The sequence below is a fragment of the Streptomyces sp. NPDC051452 genome, assembly GCF_044454765.1.
In the GTDB taxonomy this organism is placed as follows: Bacteria; Actinomycetota; Actinomycetes; order Streptomycetales; family Streptomycetaceae; genus Streptomyces.
Genome location: NZ_JBITEB010000001.1, coordinates 728176 through 743476, shown reverse-complemented (window position 1 = coordinate 743476; position 15301 = coordinate 728176). Strand labels below are relative to the sequence as shown.

8 protein-coding genes are annotated in these 15301 nt (G+C 74.1%); 2 read left to right on the top strand and 6 right to left on the bottom strand.

Annotated features, from left to right (window positions below):
• Window positions 1-58 precede the first annotated feature (58 nt).
• The 3 genes from fabD to ACIBA9_RS03040 are packed head-to-tail and all read right to left on the bottom strand — an operon-like array spanning window position 59 to window position 4623.
• Window positions 59-2494 carry an ACP S-malonyltransferase gene (gene fabD, locus ACIBA9_RS03050; RefSeq protein WP_399359576.1) on the bottom strand — a complete coding sequence of 812 codons (2436 nt, stop codon included), beginning with the start codon at window positions 2492-2494 and terminating at the stop codon, window positions 59-61.
• A 46-nt stretch (window positions 2495-2540) separates the two neighbouring features.
• The gene (locus ACIBA9_RS03045; protein ID WP_399359575.1) at window positions 2541-3383 is read right to left on the bottom strand and encodes an enoyl-CoA hydratase-related protein; all 843 of its coding nucleotides are present in this window, start codon (window positions 3381-3383) and stop codon (window positions 2541-2543) included.
• Window positions 3384-3390: 7 nt separating this feature from the next.
• The gene (locus tag ACIBA9_RS03040; RefSeq protein WP_399359574.1) at window positions 3391-4623 is read right to left on the bottom strand and encodes a hydroxymethylglutaryl-CoA synthase family protein; all 1233 of its coding nucleotides are present in this window, start codon (window positions 4621-4623) and stop codon (window positions 3391-3393) included.
• 175 nt (window positions 4624-4798) lie between these two features.
• Between ACIBA9_RS03040 and ACIBA9_RS03035 the strand changes: the two genes are divergently transcribed.
• The gene (locus ACIBA9_RS03035; RefSeq protein WP_399359573.1) at window positions 4799-5623 is read left to right on the top strand and encodes a 4'-phosphopantetheinyl transferase family protein; all 825 of its coding nucleotides are present in this window, start codon (window positions 4799-4801) and stop codon (window positions 5621-5623) included.
• 81 nt (window positions 5624-5704) lie between these two features.
• Here the strand turns inward: ACIBA9_RS03035 and ACIBA9_RS03030 are convergent, their stop codons facing one another.
• The 3 genes from ACIBA9_RS03030 to ACIBA9_RS03020 form a co-directional block, all read right to left on the bottom strand.
• Window positions 5705-6463 carry a thioesterase II family protein gene (locus tag ACIBA9_RS03030; RefSeq protein WP_399359572.1) on the bottom strand — a complete coding sequence of 253 codons (759 nt, stop codon included), beginning with the start codon at window positions 6461-6463 and terminating at the stop codon, window positions 5705-5707.
• A gap of 130 nt (window positions 6464-6593) precedes the next feature.
• The gene (locus ACIBA9_RS03025) at window positions 6594-13700 is read right to left on the bottom strand and encodes an amino acid adenylation domain-containing protein (protein WP_399359571.1); all 7107 of its coding nucleotides are present in this window, start codon (window positions 13698-13700) and stop codon (window positions 6594-6596) included.
• Window positions 13701-13765: 65 nt separating this feature from the next.
• Window positions 13766-14203 carry a group II truncated hemoglobin gene (locus ACIBA9_RS03020; RefSeq protein WP_399359570.1) on the bottom strand — a complete coding sequence of 146 codons (438 nt, stop codon included), beginning with the start codon at window positions 14201-14203 and terminating at the stop codon, window positions 13766-13768.
• Between the two features lie 296 nt (window positions 14204-14499).
• Between ACIBA9_RS03020 and ACIBA9_RS03015 the strand changes: the two genes are divergently transcribed.
• Window positions 14500-15246 carry a carbonic anhydrase gene (locus ACIBA9_RS03015; protein WP_399359569.1) on the top strand — a complete coding sequence of 249 codons (747 nt, stop codon included), beginning with the start codon at window positions 14500-14502 and terminating at the stop codon, window positions 15244-15246.
• Window positions 15247-15301 lie beyond the last annotated feature (55 nt).

Genomic DNA, 15301 nt, shown 5'->3' with positions numbered 1-15301 from the left:
GCGGGACGCCACTGTCCGTCGCAGACCGTATCGGCGATTGCTTGATGTGTCCGCTGATTCATGGGCGCGTTTCGGCCCGGCTCGGAACCCTCGCGGCCAGCAGTTCCGCGGCGTTTGTCAGTAGTTGTTCCGCGATCGTGCCGGAGTCGCGGGCCGTCCGGTCGGCCAGTCCGGTTTCGGCCGCGGCACGGTTGAAGTGCGTCAGCTCCGGATCGCACGGCAGTTGGTGGTCCAGCGGGCGGACGGGATCGCCGGCCGCCGTACGACGGGCGGTCTCGCGCAGGTACCGGCGGAAGACATCCGCCATGCGGACCTTGCCGTCACGGCTGCTCCAACTTGAGTCGGAGGAACGGCCGTTCATGGCTTCGCGCGCATAGGCGCCGTCGTACGGCCCCGGTTCGGTGACCGGGGCGCCCAGTATCTCCTCCTCGATATGCCGTCTCCGGTGCTCGGGGACGTCGGCGAAGTACCGGTGTTCCCGCAGGAGCCGGTGCAACAGGCCGGCCCGGGCCGGGAACAGGGTGCCGCGGCGGACGACACGGGTGGGGACGCCCAGCGCGCGGTGGCGTTCGGCGGGCGCCCAGGTGACGTCGTCGTCGGTGGCCCGCGCGAGGGTCCGCTTGAGCCCCTCGGCCAGCCGGGCGGCAGGCGCGCAGGCGGTGAGCGAGGTGGCGACGAGGAAGGACGCGCCCAGCGCGAACGCGGTCGCGGCCTGTTCCGGTGTGCCGACGACACCGCGCAGCCCCACGTGCACGGGTTCCGGCCCCGGGCAGCGGGCGGCGAGCGCGGCCACGGACGGCAGCAGCTGGTAGGCGTCGGCGCCGTCCGAGCGCCAGCCCGCCGGGGACTCCACGGCGAGGTCGGAGGCGACGGGCAACTCACGGGCGACGTCGGCCTCCGCCGCGGACAGGGCCCCGGTGAGGACCAGTTGGTCGAGCAGGGCCGGCGAGGGCGGGCGGAGGAAGGCGGCGGCCTGTTCGAGCCCGGTGACCCGGGCGATGACATGCCGTACCGCGACAGGGGTGCCGCCCGGGCCGCGCCGGGCCCCGGAGAACCGGTAGCAGACGAGTGCCGCGTCGGGTCCGTGCGGGTGGTCGGCCTCGACGTGCCGGACGTCGTGGGCGAGCAGCAGATCGACCCGTTCGTCCGCGTCCGGACCCGCGCGCAGGCCCACTCCCCAGCCCTGGTGGGCCGCCTCCTGAAGGTCCGCGCCGGAGACGGCCGGTATCGGTGTCCCGTCCCGGGCGGTCGAGGAGCGAGGGCCGAGTCCCACCCAGTCGGCGAAGGCCAGCAGTCCGGACTCGCGCGCCGCGCGGCACGCCCCCGCCCCGACGGCCCCGTCACCGGTCCCCGACGCCACCCAGGCCAGGGTCAGCCCGTACCGCTCCCGGAACCGCCCCGCCCCCAAGCGTTGCGCGGACAGCCGTCCGGCACGTCCGGAACGCTCAGGCGAAGGCGTCACCGGCACGCCGGAGTCGACGCCGGCGGGTGGGGCCTCCCCGGCCGCCATCGGGGCCGTCCCCCGCCCGGCGGCCGTCACCGTGCCGCCCGGCTCCGGCTGCGAGGCGGCCGCCGGCGCGGCGCCGTACTCCACGGGGCCCGACCCCTCACCCGGCTCCGCGCGCTCCGGCGCGTCGGCTTTTGTCGGCGCGGACAGTTCCGTCCGGGCGACCGCCCACAGCTTCGTCAGCACCTGCCCCGGGCCGACCTCGACGAGGTCGGTGACCCGGTGGTCGATCAGATAGGCCAGACTCTCCCACCAGCGCACCCCTCGGCACATGTGCTCCCGCAGGCCGGCGGCGATCGCGTCGGCACGGTGGGGGCGGGCGGTGACGTTGGAGACGACCGGGACCCGGGGTTCGCGGAAGGTGACGGTGTCGAGAACCGCGCCGAGCTGCTCCGCCGCGCCCGCCATGTACCGGGAATGGGCGGCCACGCTGATGTGGAGCAGCACGCACTTGCCCGCGCCCTCGCGGCGCAGCACCGGTGCCAGGGCACGGATCGACTCCTCGGGCCCGGAGAGCACCGTCTGGACCGGCGAGTTGTGGTTGGCGACGTCGATGTCGTCCGCGCCCTCGCGGCGCATGATCTCCCGCAGCCGGTCGACGTCGAGTCCGACGACGGCGAGCATTCCGCCCCCGCTGGTGCGGCCCATGATCTCGGCGCGGGCGACGACGAGACGCAGACCCGTCTCGAAGTCGAGCGCTCCGGAGGCGTAGAGCGCGCTGTACTCGCCGAGGCTGTGCCCGATCATGAAGTCGGGCTGCGGCTGCCGGGCGGCGAGGTCGAGATAGGTCAGGGCGCTGATCGTGTAGAGCACGGGCTGCAGGACGCGTGTGTCGCGCAGCGCCGCCTGGTCCGCGCTGAGTTCGCGCACCGAGCGGCCGAGCACGGCGTCGGCCCGCGCCAGGATCCCCGGGTACCGGTCGAAGAGGTCGGCGCCCATGTTCTTGCGCTGTGAACCCTGGCCGGGAAACGCCCATACGACGCTCATCCGCCGTCCTCTCCGCGGTGCGGTCGGTGGCAGCCGGGCAGCGGGCTCACCGCTCCCACGGGTAGCGCCCTTCGGCGGCGAACCGTGCGATGCCCTCGCGGACGCCCGGTACGGCGGCGAGCCGGGCGAACTCGGTGACCGCCCGGTGCTCGGTCTCGGCGGTGAGGGGGTGCAGCGCGCGGAGATAGCCCTTGGCCTCCCCGATGAGCCTGCCGTCCACCTTGGTCAGCCGGGACAGCAGTCGGCGCACCAACGGCGCGGGGTCCGGGGAGAGTTCGTCGGCGAGCCCTCGCTCCAGGGCCTCCCGGGCGGTCAGCGGCAGGGTGGTGAGCGTCATCGTGCCTGCCGTGCGGAAACCGGTGCGCCGGATCAGGAAGGGCAGCACGCTGCAGGGCAGCAGGCCCCAGAGCGCCTCGGGCAGGTTGAACACCCCGCGCTCGGTGGTGTGGACGAGGTCGCAGGCCGCGGCGAGCCCGACCCCGCCGCCGGCCACCCGGCCGTCCACGCAGGCGAGTGTCAGCCTGGGCAGTTCGGTGATTCGGCGCAGCAGCCGGAAGAACTCCGAGCCGTGCGGCGCGTCCGGGGCGTAGGCGTTCGGGGCGTATGTGTCAGGACCGTGGACCGGGTCGGAGGAGGCCGGAGCGGAGGAGCCGGGGTCGAAGGTCTCGTCGCCGGCGGCCTCCGCCATGTCCATGCCGTTGCAGAACACCTGCCCGGGCGACTCGATCAGGACCAGTCGGCAGCTGTCGGACTTCTCGGCGGCGTTGAACGCCTCGTGCAGATCCGCGATCAGCTCGGAGTCGACGGTGTTGCCGCGCTCGGGGCGGGTGAGGGTGATCCTCAGGACGGCGGGATCCTGGTGCTGGACGCGGACGGTGCCGTGGCTCATCGATCGGTCAGCTCCAGGTGTAGAGGCGGTGGAAGTTCTCGATGCGGTCGAGGATCAGCAACCCCGCTCCCTCGAAGCGGTCGGCGTAGAGGTCCGCGTAGGGCTTGGGGTCGACGTCCAGGTCCTGCACGCCGAACGCGCGGTCACCGCCGAGTTCGGTGACGGCGTCGTACTCGTCCATGGTCAGCGGTCGCCGGGCATCGAGCGCGGCGCCGATCCCCAGGTCGCCGACGGTGGCCACGGCGTCCTCGCCGAGCACCCCGCTGAAGAACTCAGAGGCGCACCCGGAGCCGTAGGAGAACAGACCGATCCGGCAGGGCGCGTCGGGGCGTCCGTGGTCGAGGAGGGAGCACAGCGCGAGGTAGAGGGAGGCCGAGAAGAGGTTGCCCACCCGGGAGCCGTATTCGAGGGTGGGGGCGACCCGGCGCGCGAAGTCCGTCGCGGCCTCGCGCGGCCCCAGTCCCTTGTGGGTGCGCAGCAGCATGCGGTGGGCGCCCTTGACCATGCCCGCGAAGGGGGTGTGCAGCACCAGGTGGTCGAAGCTGTCGACGACGTCGGCGCCGGCCACGCGCGCGCGGTAGGCGGTGAAACTGCGCTCCAGGCAGGTCATGTACGACAGCAGCGACACGTCGGAGTCGACGACGTCGAGGTCCGGGCGGGGCCGGAGGGTGTCCATCACCTCGAAGGTGTGCAGCCCGCTGGCTCCGGGATCGAGTTCGAGGACGTGTGGTTCCCGGCCGACGAGGAGGGCGACGGCCCCCGCGCCCTCCGAGGGCTCCCAGTACGTGCCCCGGGCCGCAGCGCTGGGAGCGTCGGCGGCGATCACCAGGGCCTTGGCGGTGTCGATCGGGGACGCGCCGATGATGCCGGCCGCGGTCTGCAGTGCCGCCGTACCGCCATAGCAGGCGTGTTTGACCTCGAAGGAGCGGCAGCGCGAGCTGAGCCCGAGGTGGTGGTGGATGTACGTGGAGATGGGTTTGCCGAGGTCCAGGCCCGACTCGGTGCCGACCACCAGGAGTTCGATGGCGTCGCGTTCCTCGGGGGTGAGCCGGTCGACGAGTGGCTTCGCCGCGTTGACGGCGTTGGTGACGGCGTCCTCGCAGGGGAGGTTGACCGACTTCTGACGCATCATCAGGTTATCGAACCGGTGCATGTCCAGGCCTCGGCCGCGGAACAGCTCCGCCACGTCGAAACAGGCGCGTGCCACATAGGCGTTGATCGCCTCGATGCCGACGGCCATGATCGCTCCCGCGGTCGGGGGCCGCCCACAGGGCCCCGGCTCACCCGGTTGTAACCGTCGCGGCCGTGATGGATCTGCTCACTATTGAACGGCGGGGACGTTTCGTCCCCCGCAGGCTCGGCACGAGGGCCCGACGGCCGGGGCCCGAGCGATGAGGCCGGACCGGGAGGCATGGGTGCCGAGCAGCACGCACGACGGTCGCCCGCTCACGGCACGAGACCCGTTCGCCCCTTCCCGGCCGCCGTCTGCCGCGCCCCGGGAGTCGCGCCGCCCGCTGCGGGAGCCCCTGCCACTGCACCACCCGGACACCGGCGTCCCCCTGGCCCATGTGTGGGCCGCCGCCCCGGGCACATACGGGGACTACATCCCCTCGGCGGCCGGGGAACGGCGGCGCCTCGCCACCTTCCGCCGGGGACAGGACCGCCGGCTGTACGTCACCGCCCGCGCCCTGCTGCGCACCGCGCTGAGCCGGTGTGTGCCCGAAGTCGCCCCCGGGGAATGGTGTTTCACCGTCGGCCCGCACGGCCGGCCCGAACCGGCGGGGCCACCCACCGTGCCCCGGCTCCGCTTCAGCATCGCCCACGTCCCGGACCTGGCGGTCTGCCTCGTCTGTCCCGAACTGGACTGCGGCATCGACGTCGAGACCCTCGACCGCTCGGTCGACCCGGCCCGGGTGGCCCGCGCGATGTTCCATCCCCGGGAGTCCGCACAGGTGTCGACCGCGCCCCCTGCCGAGCGCGGCACGCTGTTCCTGCGCCACTGGACGCTGAAGGAGGCGTACGGCAAGGCACGGGGCCTGGGCTTCCTGCTGCCTTCCGATTCCTATGCCTTCGACCTAAGCCCCTCGGGTCCGCCCCGGCTCGCCGCCACCGCCGACGACGACGGCACGCGGTGGCAGTTCGAGCAGTGGAGCCAGGGCGCGCGGCACGTCGTGGCGGTCGCCGTGCGCCGGGGCGACGGGCCGGACGTCCAGGTGGTGCGGCACGCCGGTCCGCCCTGACACCGGCACGCCGGTCCGCCCTGACACCGATGGGCCGGTGTCACGCCGGTGCCCGGGGACCACGGGAGCGCGCGGTGCCCGTCAGGACACCGCCTCCCGGATGTCGCAGCGCAGGTCCTCCAGCAGGTCCGTGCGCAGCGGCTCGGGCAGTCCGGCCAGGTAGAAGTGGTCCCCGTCGTACACCCGCATCCGGAAGGGGCCGTCGGAGGTGGTTTCCCACAGCCGCAGTTCGAGCGGGGTGACCTCGGGATCCCGGTCCCCGGTGAACCCCGACACGGGGCAGCGCAGCCGGGGGCCCGGCAGCGGGCGGTAGCTCTCGTTCAGGGAGAAGTCGGCGCGCAGCGGCGGCAGGAACATCCGCATCAGCTCCCGCTGGCGCATGACCTCCTGCGGGGTACCGCCCAACTCGGCGACGACCCGCAGGAAATCGTCGTCCGGCAGGCCCGCGAACGGGGGCCGCCGGGCCGCCAGATGGGGCGCCCGCCGCCCGGAGACGAGCAGCCGGCGCGGACGGCGCGCCGGGTCCTCCTGGAAGCGGCGCGCGACCTCGTAGGCCACGGCCGCCCCGGTGCTGTGGCCGAAGAGCGCGTACGGCCGGTCCAGGTAGGGGGCCAGTCCCTCGCACAGCGGGCCGATCAGGTCCTCCATGCGCCTGAAGGCGGGTTCGGCGACCCGGGTCTCCCGGCCGGGCAGGATCACCGGGCACACCTCGACCTCCGGCAGCAGCAGCTCCCGCCATGGCCGGAAGAAGCCCCCACCGCCACCCGCGTGGGCGAAGCAGAACATGCGCAGCGGTGCCTTGGAGGTGGCGTCGCCGCTCTTCAGCCAGGTGCCGGTCACCGCTGTCCCTTCGCTCGGTTCTCCTGGGGCCGCCGGCGAGGACACACCGGCGACGCCGCTTCCGCCCGCCCTGCCGGCCCTGCCGGTGCCGCGGGTCCCGCCGGCCCTTCCCGGCCCGCGGGTCGCGCGGTCACCGGTCGCCGTCCGCGGAGCGGAGCACCGCGTGGCCGTACGAACCCGTCGCCGAGACCGCGTTGACCAGGGCGCGCAGCGGGGCTCCCGGCACCTCGGGGTTCCAGGGGCGGGCAGTGTCGGCGACCGTGAGCCGGGTCCAGTCCGCCAGTTCGGTGCGCCGGGGTGCCAGGGCGGTCGGTGCCAGCGTCCGCTCCCGCAGTTGCAGCAGCACCTTGGTGAGCTGGGAGAGACCGGAGGCGGCCTCCAGGTGGCCGATGTGCGGTTTGACCGTGCCGACGAGCAGTGGCCCGGTGGTGTCGGCGGGGCGCAGGGCGGCGAGCAGGGCGTCCAGTTCGGCGGCGTCGGCCAGCAGGGCGCCGGAGGCCGCGCACTCGACGTACCCGATGTCGGCTCCGGTGAGCCCGTGCCCGTCCAGCATGCGGGTCAGGGAGCGGGCGAGCGGGTCGGCGGCGGGCATGCCGAACGGTCCCGGCCGGCCGGCGGCGCCGACACCCGTGGCCTCCACCACCCCGTGCAGCACGTCACGGTGGCGTACGGCGTCCCCGAGCGGGCGGAGCAGCAGGGCGCCCGCGCCCTCACCCGGAGACCAGCCCCCGTCGTCCGCGGCGAAGGCACCGGCAGGCGGCCGGCGCACCGCCAGCCCCAGATCGCGCAGCAGGGCCAGGTGGTAGGGATGGGCGACCATGTTGACGCCGCTCACCACCGCCGCGTCGCACTCCCCCTGGCGCAGGCTGGTCACGGCGAGGTGCAGGGCGGTCAGCGAGGAGGAGCAGGCGGTGTCCACGGCGACGGCCGGGCCCTCGAAACCGAAGCAGTGCGCGATGCGGGCCGGGAGGTCCGAGGCGGCGCCCGCCTGGCGGGCGGCCGCGCCCTCGCGCCACCGGGCCTCGCCCGCCTGACGGTGGTCGTGCCACATCGCGGCGGTGAAGACGCCGACGCGCCCGCCGCCCCGGGTGAGGCTGTCCGATGTGTGCCCGGCGTCCTCCAGGCACTGCCACACCACCGGCAGCAGCAGCCGCAGTTGCGGGTCCAGGCCCTCGGCCTCCTGGGGCGAGATACGGAACATGCGTGCGTCGAAGCCGTCGGCGCCGCGCAGATAGCCGCCGTACGGCAGTGTGTCCGCGTCCAGACCGGGGGCGCCGTCGGCACCGGAGGCGGCGGCGAGCGCGGCCAGCCGTTCGGCGGCCAGCGGACCGACCGACCGGCGGCCCGACCGCAGGCCCGCCCAGAACTCGTCGAGACCGCCCGCGCCGGGATAGCGGCCCGCGGCACCGATCACCGCGACCTCCGCCGGCGCCGGCCGGCCCTCCGGTGCGCGCCCGGACCGGGTCCGGGCGACGGCGGCGGCTCCCATCTCCGGGGCCCGGCCGGTCCGGGCGGCACCGGCGGTGGCCGGCGGTGCGTCGGAGGTGAGCGGGCCGGCGAGGAAGGCGTGCAGCATCCGCTGGTCCGGGTGGAGCCGGAAGGCGTCACGGACGCGGCCGAAAGCGAGGCTCCCCACGGCGCACAGCCCGACGCCGGTCTCCTCCTGGGCGCTCATGAGCAGTTGGCCCATGTAACCGGCCTCGATCGCCAGATACAGCTCCGACTCCCGGCCGTACAGCGGCTCGATGCCCCGCGGCTCGGAGATCAGATAGACCTCGAACGCCGCGCGGTCGAAGACGGGCCGGTTGTAGGAGAAGTGGACGGTGCGGTCGATCCCGGGGCGGTCGGTGACGCGCTGCAGCGCGTGGTCGTCGGGCCGGTGGTAGTAGAGGCCGCCGGGGATGCCCTCGACCGCGCCCGGCTTGATGTGCAGATAGGTCTGCACGGCGTAGGTGTCGCCCGCCGACGCGTAGAGCCGTCGCGGGCCGTCGCCGGCCGGTCGCGAGCCGAGGGTGGCCAGGAACCGGAGGAAGGCGTCGTGCGCGAGCGGGCCGTCGGCGAAGTCCCGCCGGGTGGCTCGCTCCTTGTACCGCTCGGCGGGCGGGAGTGGGCCGTCCAGGGGGATGAGCGGCTCGTCGGCGTGCCGCCGACGCAGGTGCCACGCGGCCGACTTGAACCGGTCCCGGTCCTCGGGCGAGAAGAACTCCACCGGCCCGGGGTCGGTGTGCGGACCGGCCGGTGTCCGCGCCTGGTCCTGGGCTGTGGTGGGGGCCGGTTCGGCGGCGGCTTGTTCGTCGGCCCGGGCCGTCGCCGGTTCGGCCGCACCCGGCTCGCCGGTCCGGGGCGTCGGCGGCGCACTCGTGCATGTCTCGCCGGTGTGGGCCGCGGGCGGTTCGCTCGTACGCGGTCGGCCCTCGGCGCCGCGCGTGAGGTGACGGGCCATCCCCGCGACGGTCGGCTCGGCCACCAGTGCCGACACGGGAATACGCCGGCCGTAGCGGGCCCGCAGCGCCGAGGACAACTGGGCCAGGGTGAAGGAGGTGGCTCCCTGGTCCCACAGATCGAGGGTGGGATCCAGCTCCGGGACGCCGATGAGACCGGCGAGCAACGAGGCTATCTCCTCGGCGAGTTGACCGGCCGGTGGGAACGCCGGGGGCCTCCCGTCGGTGGCATCGCCGGGACGCGGCCCGTCGGCGGGCCGACCTGGCTGCGGGTGCGGGGACTCCCCGTCGGACTCGGTGTGGTCCGCCCCCTGGGAGTCGTCGGCCGCCGGCAGCGGCCAGGGCAGCGCGTCCCGGTCCAGCTTGCCGTTGCCCGTGGCGGGGAACGACGGCAGGAAACCGACGAAGTTCGGGACCATGTAGTCCGGCAGGGTCTGGGCCGCGTAGGCACGCAGTTCGGACACGGACGGCCGCGAGGCGCCCGGCTCGGCGAGGAGGTACGCGACCAGTCGCCGGTCACCCGAACCGTCCGGCCGGGCCACCACCACCGCGTCGTGCACGGCGGGATGACTGCGCAACCGGTGCTCGATCTCGCCGAGTTCGACCCGGAAGCCCCTGACCTTCACCTGGTGGTCGCGCCGCCCCAGGAAGACGATCACGCCGTCGCTCCGGAAGGCCGCCCGGTCCCCGGTGGCGTACATGCGTGCCTGCGGGGCGCCGGTGAACGGCTCCGGTACGAACCGCTCCTCGGTCAGCTCGGGTTGCCCGTGGTAGCCCAGGCTGAGGCAGTCGCCGGCGATGTAGAGGTCGCCCTCCTCGCCGACCGGGCAGGGCTCGCGCCGCTCGTCGAGGATGTAGTAGCGGGAGTTGTCGATGGGACGGCCGTACGGGATGCTGCGCCACTCGGGATCGATGTCGCCGACGGGGTACCAGTTGGACCACACGGTGGCCTCGGTGGCGCCGCCGAGGCTGATCACCCGCGCCCCGCCGAACACCTGGCGGACGTCGTCCGGCAGGGACAGCGGGATCCAGTCGCCGCTGAGGAACACCAGGCGCAGATCGCCGGTTCCGGGGTTCCCGCGCTGTTCCCGGAGCAGTGGCGCGAGCCGGGCGAGGGTGGTGGGCGCGGAGTTCCAGAAGGTGACCGGTTCGCGCAGCATGGCCTCGACGAGCAGCTCGGGGTCGCGCTGTTCGGCCTCGTCGGCGATGTAGAGGCCGGCGCCGAACCCGAGGAGCCCGAGGATGTCGAAGACGGACAGGTCGAAGCCGAGCGAGGTGACGCAGAGCCCGGTGTCGTGCGGGCCGAAGTCGAAGGTGCGCCGGCACCACTCGAAGAGGTTGTGCAGCGAACGGTGGGCGACCACCACGCACTTGGGCCGCCCGGTGCTGCCGGAGGTGAACAGCCGGTAGGCGACGGAGTCCGGCCCCGTGACGGGTTCGAGGTCCCCGGGGTCCGGCAGGTGTGCGCCGGTGACCTCGGGAGCGTCCAGGTCGATGACGCTCACCCCGTCGGGCACCGGCCAGTCGGGGCCGCCCGTCGTGACGAGCAGCTGGGCGGTCCGGGTGTCCTGGAGCATGCCGTGGGCGCGGTCGCGGGGCAGCGCGGGGTCCACCGGGACGTAGGCGCCGCCGGCCTTGAGGACCGCGAAGGCGCACACGGCCATGGCCGGGCCGCGGCGCACGGAGAGCCCGACGGAGGTGCCGTCGCCGACGCCGGCCCGCCGCAGCCGGTGCGCGACCAGGTTGGCCCGGCGGTTCAGCTCGCCGTAGGACATGGTGCCGCCACGCCAGCGCAGCGCGACCGCGTCGTGCCGCAGCCGGGCCTGCCGTTCGAAGAGCAGGTGGACTGGGCCGTCGGCCGGGTAGGGGCGGGCGGTGTCGTTCCAGGCGTACAGGACACGGTGGCGTTCGGTGTCCTCGCCCTGTGCGTCGGTGTCCTCGCCCCGTGTGCCGGTGGCGTCGCCCGCGGCGGACACGCGGTCGGCCGGGTCGGCGGCCTCCTCGGCGAGCTGGGTGAGCGTGTCGGCGTACCGGGCGAACGCCGTGTCCACAAGCCCCTCGGTGAAGCGGTCGTCGAGGGCGTCCCAGGCCAGGTGCAGCGTGGTGCCGTCGTCGACCGTCACGCAGTCGAGGGCCACGTCGGTGGTCGCGGTGCCGGCGGGGCCGGGCCGCACGCCGGTGGGCAGCGGGTGGCCGGAGACGTCGAGCACGGTGGTGTATACGACCGGATGCTCGAAGCTCTCGTCCCTGCGGCGCCGCATGACGAGGGAGCGCATCTCGGCCAGTCCGGCGCCCGCGCCCTCCTCCAGGTCGGCGGTGAGCAGGCGGTGGTAGGCGCGGGCGAGGGTCGCGAGATCGGTGCCGGGTGCGGGTGAGCGGACCCAGGTCAGCTCGGTGAACTCGGCGGGCCGGGCCGTGTCCGTGCCGGTGAAGCACACCACCGGGAGGGCGAACGGCTCGTCGAAGGCCGCGCCCAGAGCGGTGCAGTAGGCGGCCAGGAGGGTCGCGTCGAGGGTGACGTCGTGCCGGGCGGCCCAGGCCGCCAGAGCGGCGCGCGCGGTGAACGACCGCTCCCGGCGGCGGGGACACGGTGCTTCCGGCTCGCCCCGCAGCGGTGGGCCCGCCGGCAGGTCGGCCAGCCGCTCCCGCCAGTGCGCGCGGGCCTGTTCGGGCACGTCGCGGGCCGCGCGGGGCAGCCGGGTGGGAGCGGGAGGTGCGGCGTGGGGGTCGGCGTAGCGGCGCAGCAGTTCACGGGCGAGCAGGACGACGCTGCGGGCGTCGCCGACGAGCAGGTCCACGGCGAGGTGCACGGTGGCCGGCCGGCCCGGGGCCCGGACCACCCTCAGGTCGGTGTGCGGCCCCCGGCCGAGGCCGAAGGGCCGGTGGGTCAGGTCGGCGCGTATGGCCCGGTCGACGGCGTCGGCGTCCGTGCCCTCGGGGACGTCGGGGCCCTCGGGGACGTCGGCGACGGGGATCCAGGCGTCCTCGGGGGCCGTGTCCAGTGCCCTGAGCGCGCCGTCGGCGCCGGCCCGCAGCCTGAGTGCCTCGTGGGCGTCGACGAGGTCGCGCCAGGCGGTGCGCAGCCGTTCGAGGTCGAGGTCGTCGATGTGGAAGCTCTGGTGGAACTGGCAGCCGCGGTCGGTGCGTCCGTCGAGCCGGGCGACGAGGTAGGACTGCTGCAGTTCTCTGGCGGGTACGGCGGTGCCGTGCTCGTCGGCCGCCGGTTCGCACAGGCCCTGCAACAGCCGGCAGAAGCGGCCGAAGAGGGCGTCGGGGGTGCCCGGCGGGAACAGCGCGTCGGCGGTGTCCCACCGGAAGTCCAGGCCGCCGCCGCGTTCGCGCATCTGGTGGTCGAGCGCGATGCCCGAGGTCTGGCCGACGACATGACGCTCGTGGTCGGCCATGCTGCCCTGCCCGGCGCCCTCGAAGTCCAGGTCGAGAAGGCTGGTGAAGACCACGGGCAGCGTGGGTGCCTGCGTGCCGTGCGCGCGCAGTTCGCGCAGCACCTCGACACTGCCGACCGCCGCGTGCGACAGCGCCTCCCACACCCGCTGGTGCGTGGCGCGTGCCGCGTCGTCGAGGGACGGCGCCTGGGTGTGCCCCTCCATGACGAGCAGACAGCCGGAGGTGTAGGGGCCGACGAGCCCCTGGGCGGCCGCGGGCAGCCGCGGCCGGTCCGTGGTGGTCAGGACGAGCGTGAAGGCGTCGCTCGAACCGGCCGGTGCGATCGCCTCGGTGAAGGCGGTCAGGACGAGCGAGGTCGGTGAGACGCGCAGCGCCGCGGCCCGGGCGCGCAGGCCCGCCCACTGCGCCGGGGTGAGCCGGCCGCGGCGCGGGACGCGCAGATGTCCGTCGAGGCCCGGCGGGGGTTCGGGCGGCGTGGCCCGCAGGAGGGCCGGACCGCCGGGCAGTCCCTTGAGCCGCTCGGCGGCGCGGGCCAGCGCGGCCCGGTGCGCGTCGGAGTCACGGTGGCGGGCGAGGGCGTCCAGGGTGTCGCGCAGGCTGAACGGCACCTCGGGCAGCCGGTGGGCGTCGTCCGCGTAACTCTGCCACCAGTGGTGCAGCAGCAGGTCGGTCCCGTGGGCGTCGGTGACCGTGCCGTCGAGGCTGAGATGGACGACGGCGCGTCCGGCGGGCTCGCGGCAGATCTCGACCTGGAACGGCGGCCAGTGCCCCGGCGGGTACCGGTGGTGCGACAGCCGTCGCCGTACGGCGGCCGCCTCGGTCTCCAGCGCGTCCGCGTCCGGGGTCTCGTGGACGACCGGTCGTGGCACCCGCACATTCTCCTGGACCCGCTGGTTGCGGCCGACACCGGTCAGGCGCAAGGCGTCGAAGTGCAAGACGAGGCGTTCCCAGGCCCGGGCCAGACGGGGGACGTCCAGTTCCTCGAAGGCGAACTCGTGGTAGTGGTGGCAGCCGAGGGCGTCCGGGTCCAGCTCCGGGTACTTGCCGACGACGTACGCCTCCTGCATGGGCGTCGCCGGGGCCGGGGCGTACCGCGACTCCGGGACGGCGACCACCTCGACGGGGCCGGCTCCGGCGCCGTCGTCCTCGCCCTGGTCGATCCAGTCGGCGAGGTCGCGCGGGGTGCGGCAGTCCAGGAGCCGGGCGAGGGGTACCTCCGTCCCGAACTCCGTCTCGATCTCCAGCATCAGGCGGACGGCGGCGAGCGAGGAAAGTCCGGCGTCGGCCAGTTCGGTGTCCTGGTCCAGTGGACGGTCCCGGGCGACCAGGCGCTCCAGGATGCCGAGCAGCCGCTCACAGGTCGTGCCGGTGGTCACCTCGGTGGATGACACGGGGACGGGCTCCGCGGGCTTCAACGCTCCCCCTTGGTTCGGTGGTCGGTCTCAGCGGTGCCGGTTCACCACTGCCAGGCGCCCAGCACCGGGTACGGCGGCTGGAGCATGGGGTGGTTCTCGTCCTGGGAGGCCTTGGTGGTGAACCCGGCCGCCTTCTCGACGTTGGCGGTGAACGCCTTGCGGAACCGGTCGTCGTCGGGCAGCCCCACCTCGTCGGCGGCCCCCAGCATCAGCGTCACGAAACGCTCGCTCTGCTCCGGGGTGATCCGCATGCCGACGTGGGCCCGCAACAGCGCGATGAATCCGCCGAGTTCCCCGGTGTAGCGGGCCGGTCCGCCGAACATCTCGACGAAGAACGCGGCCAGGTGATCGGCGTGGTCCGGTGAACCGGCACGGAACAGGTCGGCCAACAGCGGATCCTCCAGCACCTTGTGGTGGAAGTGCTCGGCGAACCTCCGCAACGGCTCCTCACCGCCGACGTGTTCGTACATCGTCGTCATGCGTCCACCCTTCCGTGTGCCGCTCGACCAGCGGGGACGGTACGCCGCGGCACCCACCCCCGGCTGCTCAACTTTGTGCACGGCGGGAAGCGGCGGGAAGGGGAGCCCGTCGGCACCGTCGTACCCCCGCTCGCGCGATGCCGTGCCGAGGCCGGTTAGCCCATGGGTAGGTATCCGGCCGCGTCCCCCTCGCGCCTGCCGCCCGACCGCCCCGCCGAGCCGGACAATCGCCCACGGCAGGCGAGCCGAAAGGGATCGATCGACGTCGATTCGCTCCGTATCGAGGGGAACGGCCGATGAGCACAGTGGGACGTCCGGATCGCAGGGCCCTGCTCGGCGGTGTGGTCGCGAGCGCCACGGTCGCGCTCGCGGGATGCTCTTCCACCAGCGCCGCCACACCGACGGCCCGGACGAGTCCGGCTCCGACGGCGACAACCCGGCCGGCCACACCGGCGGCGGCGTTCGCGCGACTGGTGGAGGGCAACAAGCGCTGGGTGAGCGGCGAGCTGCGGCACCCGGACCGGGATCCGGATCGGCGTCAGCTCCTGGCCCAGAAGCAGGAGCCCTTCGGGTCGGTCCTCGCGTGCATCGACTCCCGGGTGCCGCCCGAGCTCCTCTTCGACACCGGGCTCGGGGACCTCTACGTGATGCGCACGGGCGGCGAGGCGATCGGCCCGGTGGTCACCGGATCCGTCGAGTACGGGCCCATGACCAGCGGCACCCCGCTCATCGTGGTCCTCGGCCATCAGCGCTGTGGTGCGGTCGAGGCGGCGTACAAGTCCCTCCGGGACGGCAAGCCGCTGCCCGGCAATCTACGGTCGATCGTCGAGGCGCTGGAGCCGGCCTACCGACAGGCCGTCCGCCAGGGCGGCGACGACCCGGTCGAGACCATGGCCCGGGCCCAGGTCGAACTCACGGCACACGATCTGCGCTCCAACCATGACCTCGCCCCCCTCGTGAAAAAGGGCGGCCTCGCCGTCGTCGGCGCCTACTACTCCCTCGACACCGGCAAGGTCGAGGTCCTGTCGGGCAGGCCCGCCTGACCGCGGTCTCGTCGTCCGCGGCACGCCACCCCGGCAAGCGCCTTCGGCCGCGGCT

Coding starts and splice junctions, on each gene's coding strand:
- ACIBA9_RS03015 (WP_399359569.1), top strand. CDS start 14,500: ATGAGCACAGTGGGACGTCCGGATCGCAGGGCCCTGCTCGGCGGTGTG.
- ACIBA9_RS03020 (WP_399359570.1), bottom strand. CDS start 14,203: ATGACGACGATGTACGAACACGTCGGCGGTGAGGAGCCGTTGCGGAGG.
- ACIBA9_RS03045 (WP_399359575.1), bottom strand. CDS start 3,383: ATGAGCCACGGCACCGTCCGCGTCCAGCACCAGGATCCCGCCGTCCTG.
- ACIBA9_RS03040 (WP_399359574.1), bottom strand. CDS start 4,623: ATGGCCGTCGGCATCGAGGCGATCAACGCCTATGTGGCACGCGCCTGT.
- fabD (WP_399359576.1), bottom strand. CDS start 2,494: ATGAGCGTCGTATGGGCGTTTCCCGGCCAGGGTTCACAGCGCAAGAAC.